We start from the raw sequence: 610 nt of genomic DNA on the forward strand, positions 1-610 counted from the left end.
CATATTATACTTTTTAGCCGTTGCGTTATCCACAGCTAAAGACTCTATTAGCTCTTCTGCGCTCTTGGGGGTTTGGGCTTTAAGGGGGGTTGTGGTAGAGTCGGCTTTAGAGTTTAAAGGGAGATTGTCCGCCCCTTTAGTCAAATCCTTAGCGCGTGCTGTCTTAGGGGTTTTCTCGCTAATGGGCGTTGCTCTATCAAAAGCCGTAACAATCCAATAGTTATCCCCTTTCTTGTCATATCCCTTATTAATCCCCACAATAAAGCCGTTATGCTCTATGTTGTAGGCTTCTGTCCTGCCCTGTCTTTTAACAATGTCCCCATTTCTTATGATTTCCTCTAACCCATTACCCAACTTCTCCAAAGGCGTATCCCCTGCAAAAGGGCTAAAGTCCTCAAGGTGTTTCTCTACAATCTTGCTTAGGCCGTGTCCTTCTATTTTGCCTTCTTTGTTTTTGACACTTCCCCACACTAGATCAATATACCCCCCACTCTCGCCTAAGTCTGGGCGGTAAAACGCCCCGGCTACTTGCCCGCGTTTTTCTTTTAAAAGCTTGCTAACCGCCTCTTTCCCCTTAAGCGCAAATTCTTTAAAATTCTCTCCAAAGGCG

General features: G+C 45.4%; 1 protein-coding gene. It reads right to left on the reverse strand.

Annotation, left to right across the window (positions count from 1 at the left end):
* Window positions 1-610 (reverse strand): putative barnase/colicin E5 family endoribonuclease (locus EAO36_RS08345; RefSeq protein WP_459562066.1); only part of this gene is annotated, 610 nt, incomplete at both ends.

It is taken from the genome of Helicobacter mehlei (genome assembly GCF_003660265.1).
Classification (GTDB): Bacteria; Campylobacterota; Campylobacteria; order Campylobacterales; family Helicobacteraceae; genus Helicobacter; species Helicobacter mehlei.